Here is a 6,855-nt window from a genome sequence, read left to right as displayed (position 1 = left end):
GATTACATTGACAAATTGCCTAGCCACAAGATTGACGACTCCTTATCCCCACCCTATGAGTACATTGAGGGTGGGGACTTCCGCGATACGTTAAAAGATGGTGCAACTGATATGGGGCTGATATTTAGAGTATGATAAAACTTTAAACAAAATATAGTCTAGCATAGTCAGATATAGTCTAAAACCCCGTCCTAATGAAATTGTCTGATTATGCTAAAACCTTGGGGATTTCCTACCTGACAGCTTGGCGACATTACAAAGCAGGTAAAGTTCAGTACTAGCGCAGTCGAAGCATCGCCACGCGCTATCCCCTCAATCACCCGACAAATAGTTGGCAACCCCAAATCCTGACCACCTAATTCACGCGGAATGGTGAAGCTGAGGAGTCCTGTGTCATGCAAAGCGATAAAATTCTCGAATGGAAAAGAAGCATCTTTGTTGTGTGCCCCTGCACGGGTGGCAAAATCTTTGGTCAGAGCTTCAACCTGGTCAAAAATATTAGGGAGAGTTTCTAAGCCTTTGGCTACAAAAGTGTCTAGCACTGCTTGCTCTAACTGTGACGTAAACATTTTACATGAATATTTTTAACTATAGGCTCATTTAAAATCACGGTTCTTTCTCAACTTATATCAAGCTATGATATGCATTTCTGCCATATCTTTGCATTGTGAAAATGCTATGATTGCAAGAATTTGCTAGGCTGTGTTCTCGATCACAGTATTAACGTGTTTAATCTCACTGCTAACTAAAATAAATTAGTATAAGTGTTAAATAAACAATATAAGCCGTTATGACTTCTATCATGCTACGCCACTTAGATGTTTAAAGATTTAATGTATAAATGGGTTTTAAATATATTTTTTCAATAAAAATTACCTATTAGGTCATTCTAAAAAAAAAATACATTAAGAAACTCATAAAATATTCAAATTTAAAGTTGAGCAGTGTAAGCTAATTGTGTAAATATAATGTTTGTAAGTTTCTTTTAATCAACTTGCATTTATCACATCATCGGAGGTATAATATGAGCGTCAAATGATTTGCCAGATGTTAGCTTACAGATACTAGACAATGCTGGGAAAGAATTCGTTCTGGAATCTTCCAAGTAAAGTGGAGCAGTATTTGTTTAGGTAAAATTTTACTTTATTAGTAAAGTACCACTTAAACAAAATTGTGATGTGTTCTATAGTTTTTGTAATCCTCTACTGACTGTAGCCTACCCAAAGCTAGCTTTTTAAGGTTGCATCCTTGACACTGAGGCTATGCCCGAGGCTATGCTCTAGACTTGCAAAACACTAGGTGAATAACACTAGATACCAATTGGACATTGTGTAAACATCTAATTAACCTTCTAGGGTCAATTAGACTTATGTCTGTGGTCTTTTTGCTGTCAGGCTTTGATAGCACAACTGCGCTCGATTAGGTTTGCCCATAATTTACGACTCAATGGAAACACAATTATGTCACACCATCTTAGTCAAGACAAGGCTGTTAAAAACTTAGGAAAGTCTGAAATCATTCTTTGTAAGGCTTTTTCCGCGTCAGGTCTTACTCAAGAGCCTGAAACCTAATTTTTACCCACGACATCTTCCTTAACAATCAATAGCTGGACAATATTTCGAGAGCTGGTGATTGAGAACTGGAAGAATTTGTATAGCGATCGCTGCACTTAGCAAACCTTGCTCACTCTGATAATAATTCCTCTTAATCATCAATTACGGGCGCTGGTAATTGCCAAAATTGTTACATTAACAACCTGGTGGTACTAATAAGGTTCTCCACCAAATAAAAACACCTTGTATGGAAAAGAAAGATAGTTATTACCATCCTTTATCGTCCTAATAATACTCTAAGAAGACTTAGGGTTTCCTCCGTGAAAATACGGCATTAGAGAATATCTTTAATTAATTTTTGAATCTGATTGAGACTGATAACTAAATTCTGTTGTGGAGATTAGAAAATGCCTCCAGTGCTTTCTGAGCAACATCTGGGTGAAAGGCTCTTGTACACCTTGGGTGCAAAGCTTTCAGAAAAAGAATTACAAAATTTCCTGGCAGAAATGGAAATTGTGGAGCCACCAGTAGCAAAGCAGTTCTGGCAATCTGCACAAACTAATCCTGGTATCTACATTGTCCTAACAGGTAAAGTGCGACTGTTGGATAGCTCTGAAAATTTAATCACTACCTTTGGTGCATGGTCTTTTTTCGGCGAACTAACTCTGTTTCCCGAAGCTAACTTTAGTCCTTATGTAGTCAGAGCTTCGACAAACTTAAAACTTGGCTATTTCCGGCAAGACCTATTGCAAAGGTTGATAGAGAAGTATCCTAGCATTCGCGATCGCCTATTCGCCCATGCAGAACTTTGGGATTTGCTGTTGTTATCTCGTCATGTATCACAATTTCCGCGCCATACATCACAAGTTCCAGGAATGCTCAGAGCTTTATCTCTCTTTGAGCGCCACCAGTTAGAAACTGGCTCTGTAAATCCACAAATATCCCAAGATTCGCAACTGTGGCTATTGTACAGAGGTCAACTGCGGCATTCTGAAGGTCATTCTTTGACAGCAGGTACAATCTTTGCCCAACCAGAACCAGGAGATTGGCAAGCAACGCAACCAACCATTGCCTACATTCTGAAAAACGACCATAAGCAAACAGCATTAGAATACTTCCCGGAGTTGGGGGAGTGGGGACTGGGGAATGGAGAGTGGGGACTGGGAACTGGAGAAAAAACTTCCCAATCTCCAAAATCTAAAATTATTCCTTTTCCCCAAAGAGAGAATCAGCCACAAGAACAGCCAAAAAAGTCACGTTTTTACTTTCCTAGTCCGAAAGTGCAAATGGGGCATTGGTGGAAACGCGTCACCAAGAGGTATCCCTTCTATGCCCAACAAAGCGCTGCCGATTGTGGCTCTGCTTGTTTGGTGATGATTGGTAACTATTGGGGCAAGCATTTTAGTATCAATCGCCTGCGGGATATGACCAACGTCACCCGCAACGGTGCATCTCTGAAGGCGATGGCAACAACAGCAGAAAGCCTGGGTTTTGCCACCCGTCCGGTGAAAGCCACTCTTGATAAATTAGCAGAACAACCTTTACCTGCAATTGTCCACTGGGAAGGCAAACACTTTATTGTTGTCTATGAAATCACCAAAAAGCGGGTGATTGTCTGTGACCCCGCTATTGGTCAACGCAGCCTGACAAAAGCGGAATTTCAAGCAGGTTGGAGTGGTTATGCATTGTTACTGCAACCTACAGCCCGATTAAAAAATAATAAAGACGAAAGTAGAAGCTTCTGGAAATTTTTTGAGTTAATCAAACCTCACTATCGGACACTGGTAGAAATCTTTATAGCTTCGGTAGTCATCCAATTATTTGGACTGGTAACGCCAGTATTCACCCAGTTGTTGCTCGATAGAGTACTTGTGCAACGCAGTGTGACAACCTTAAACGCCATTGGTTTAGGAATGATTGTTTTTGGGTTGTTTGGTGTTGCTGTCAACGGTGTACGGCAATATCTGCTATTTCATACTGCTAACCGCATTAGCATCGCCCTACTCGTAGGTTTTATCAAACATACCTTCCGCTTACCCCTTTCTTATTTCGAGTCGCGTTACGTTGGAGATATAGTCTCGCGCATCCAAGAAAACCAGAAAATTCAGCACTTCCTGACTGGTCAGACACTCTCCATTGTCTTGGATATGCTGACATTGGTGGTTTATCTGGCCTTGATGTTCTTCTATAGCTGGCGGATGGCATTATTTGTGCTGTTTACTGTCCCGCCATTTTTTATCTTGGCGCTGGCTAGCACAAGTATTTTGCGCCGCATCTCCAGAGAGATTTTTAATGCAGGTACCAAAGAACAAAGCTATCTCATAGAATCCCTAAGCGGAATTCGTACTGTCCGCTCCTTAGCAATTGAACAGACGGTGCGCTGGCGTTGGGAGGAATTCCTGAATGATTTAATCAAAAAATCCTTTAATGCTCAAATAATTGGTAATCGCCTGCAAATTATCAGTGGCGTTATCCAAACCTTTGTAAATACTTCATTGCTGTGGTATGGAGCCACCCAGGTAATTAATGGCGATCTGACTATTGGACAATTAGTTGCTTTCAATATGTTGGTGGGTAACGTCTTGAGTCCTTTCCAACGGCTGGCTTTGCTCTGGAATGAATTGCAGGAAATCGTGATTTCCACCGAACGGATTAATGATGTGTTGGAGGCGGAACCAGAAGAAGACTTAGAAACTAAACCCCGGAAATCGTTGGGTAAACTCCGTGGTAACATTTGTTTTCAGAATGTTACCTTTCGCTATCACTCAGAAAGTGAGACTAATGTATTAGAAAATCTTAACTTTGAAATTCAGCCGGAACAGATGGTTGCAGTGGTGGGACGGAGCGGTTCGGGAAAAACAACCCTGAGTAAATTAATTTTGGGTTTATACCCACCGACAGATGGAAAAATACTCATTGATGGTGATGATATCACTAGTGTTTCCATGCGATCGCTCCGTTCTCAAATCGGCGTTGTCGATCAAGATACTTTTCTGTTTGGTGGGACTATTAGCGAAAACATTGCGATCGCTCATCCAAATGCTTCTTTAGAAGAAATTATCCAAGCAGCAAAGTATGCCGGAGCCGATGATTTTATTCAGAAACTACCGATGGGTTACGAATCCCAGATTGGTGAAGGCGGGGGTATGCTCTCTGGTGGACAGCGCCAACGCCTAGCGATCGCTCGGGCTCTGCTCGGAAATCCGCGGTTATTACTATTTGATGAAGCCACCAGCCACCTAGATTCCGAATCGGAACGAATTATTCAAAACAATCTCAAAACAATTCTTCAAGGCCGCACAAGTGTAATTATTGCTCATCGCCTCTCTACAGTTCGCAACGCTGACTTAATCCTGGTTTTAGATCAAGGCGTTTTAGTAGAGAGCGGTACCCACGACGAATTAATCGCTAAAAAAGGTCATTATTACTACCTGAATCAACAACAACTCGCTCAAGTTAGTTAATTGGGCATTGGATATGGGGCACTTGTACTGAGCGAAGTCGAAGTATTGGGCATTGGGCATTGATCAATAATTCTTCTTCCCCTGCTCCCCCCACTCCCAACTCCCCATTCCCAACTCCCCTATCGCAAATAAAGCCATGCCAAATCCCAATAGATCATCCCCACTTCCCCAAGATGAGCATCAAAGTTACACACAGCAAGAAGAATCGGTAGAGTTTAACGAGCAGACTGAGGCAGGAAATGACAGTCAAGATTTGCACTACGGTACTGAAGGATTGCTCAATGCCTTACCTCGAGTTTGGACTCGTGGCTTGTTGTATGTACTCATCGCCTTTACTGGTCTATTCTTACCCTGGGCAATTCTCTCGAAAGTAGATGAAACTGGTAGCGCCAGAGGGCGTATAGAACCTAAAGGCGCAACTCAAAAATTAGACTCTCAAACTGGTGGGAGTGTCAAAGCAGTTCTGGTCAAAGAAGGAGATACAGTCAGAGCCGGACAGGTTCTAATGGAACTGGACTCCGATTTGCTGCAAACAGAACTACAACAAGTCCAAAGCAAATTGCAAGGGCTACAAAATCGGCAATCCCAACTGGAATTGCTCAAAAATCAACTCTTAATGTCAACTAGCCTTTTAGAGCAACAAAATAAATCCCAAGAATTAGAAAAAACGGCTCAACTTAACCAGGTACAGCAAATCCTGGATGCCAAATTGAGTAGCTATAATGTCCAGAAGTTAGAAAAACAATCATTAGTTAAACAAGCAGAGGAGCAAATTTCCACCAGTCGAGATGATCAGGAATCGGCTAAGACCCGTTTGAATATAGATTCTAGGCAAGTTGCACGTTATACTAAACTCGTTAACGAGGGGGCAGTTTCTGATACCCAAATTGATGAACTCAAAAAACAAGAGCAAGAAAGCAAACGACTTTATCAAAAATCTATATCAGATATTAAACAAGCCCAATTGCGTTTAGCCCAAGAGCTAAATAGTTATCAGGTAACTATCAAAACCTTGGAGTCTGATATCAAACAAGCAAAACTCAGACTGCAAGAGGAACAAAGTAGCTATAAAAGTGTTGTGCAAGCCGGAGAACTGGCTGTCATGAAAAATCAGGAACAGCTAAAAGATATACAGACACAAATAACCGCAACGCAATCAGATGTGGCTCAGGCTAAAAGCCAGCTGACATCTACAAGACTTCAAATTCAGCAACGAGTGGTGCGATCGCCGATTAATGGGGTGATTTTTGAATTACCCACCACTAAGGCAGGAGCGGTGGTACAAGTCGGTCAAAGGATTGCCCAAATCTCACCCCAGAATGCAGACTTGGTACTCAGAGCAAGTATGCCTAATCAGGATAGCGGTTTCTTGAAGGTAGGAATGCCAGTAAAAGTCAAGTTTGATGCTTATCCCTTCCAAGACTATGGCATCGTGCCAGGAAAAGTTACTTGGATCTCTCCTGACTCGAAGGTTAGCCAAACACCCCAAGGGAACACCGAAACCTATGAGTTAGTAATCACCCTAAACCAGCAGTATGTCCAAAGTGGCAACAAACGTATTCGATTAGGTGCCGGACAGACAGCAAACGCTGAAGTCATCATTCGTCAACGACGGGTGATTGATTTTGTACTAGATCCGTTCAAAAAACTGGAAAAAGGTGGTTTAGGGATGTAGTTAGAGTTGATCGCACTGGAATTACGAAACAGGACAAAGGAGATGAGGGAGATGAGGGGGATGAGGAGAATAATCAATGCCCAATGCCCACTTGCCCTGAGCGGAGCCGTACCACTTCGTGGAAGCAAGCTACGCGTAGCGTCTCGTAGAGAAGGGATGCCCC

3 protein-coding genes are annotated in these 6,855 nt (G+C 42.0%); 2 read left to right on the top strand and 1 reads right to left on the bottom strand.

Features of this window, described 5'->3' with window-relative positions; translation table 11 throughout:
• Nucleotides 1-191: 191 nt before the first annotated feature.
• On the bottom strand, nucleotides 192-569 hold the full coding sequence (locus tag V7K97_RS15180; RefSeq protein ID WP_334801862.1) for an acyl-CoA dehydrogenase family protein: 378 nt from the start codon (nucleotides 567-569) through the stop codon (nucleotides 192-194).
• Nucleotides 570-1,960: 1,391 nt separating this feature from the next.
• Between V7K97_RS15180 and V7K97_RS15175 the strand changes: the two genes are divergently transcribed.
• Both V7K97_RS15175 and V7K97_RS15170 read left to right on the top strand, forming a co-directional pair.
• Nucleotides 1,961-5,017 carry a peptidase domain-containing ABC transporter gene (locus tag V7K97_RS15175; protein ID WP_334801861.1) on the top strand — a complete coding sequence of 1,019 codons (3,057 nt, stop codon included), beginning with the start codon at nucleotides 1,961-1,963 and terminating at the stop codon, nucleotides 5,015-5,017.
• Between the two features lie 136 nt (nucleotides 5,018-5,153).
• Nucleotides 5,154-6,692, top strand: coding sequence for an HlyD family efflux transporter periplasmic adaptor subunit (locus tag V7K97_RS15170; protein WP_334801860.1), 1,539 nt, complete (start codon nucleotides 5,154-5,156; stop codon nucleotides 6,690-6,692).
• Nucleotides 6,693-6,855: the final 163 nt, after the last annotated feature.

This window comes from Nostoc sp., from assembly GCF_036917815.1.
Lineage (GTDB): Bacteria > Cyanobacteriota > Cyanobacteriia > Cyanobacteriales > Nostocaceae > Nostoc.
This window is presented reverse-complemented; position numbering and strand designations above follow the sequence as displayed.

Coding starts and splice junctions, on each gene's coding strand:
- V7K97_RS15180 (WP_334801862.1), bottom strand. CDS start 569: ATGTTTACGTCACAGTTAGAGCAAGCAGTGCTAGACACTTTTGTAGCC.
- V7K97_RS15175 (WP_334801861.1), top strand. CDS start 1,961: ATGCCTCCAGTGCTTTCTGAGCAACATCTGGGTGAAAGGCTCTTGTAC.
- V7K97_RS15170 (WP_334801860.1), top strand. CDS start 5,154: ATGCCAAATCCCAATAGATCATCCCCACTTCCCCAAGATGAGCATCAA.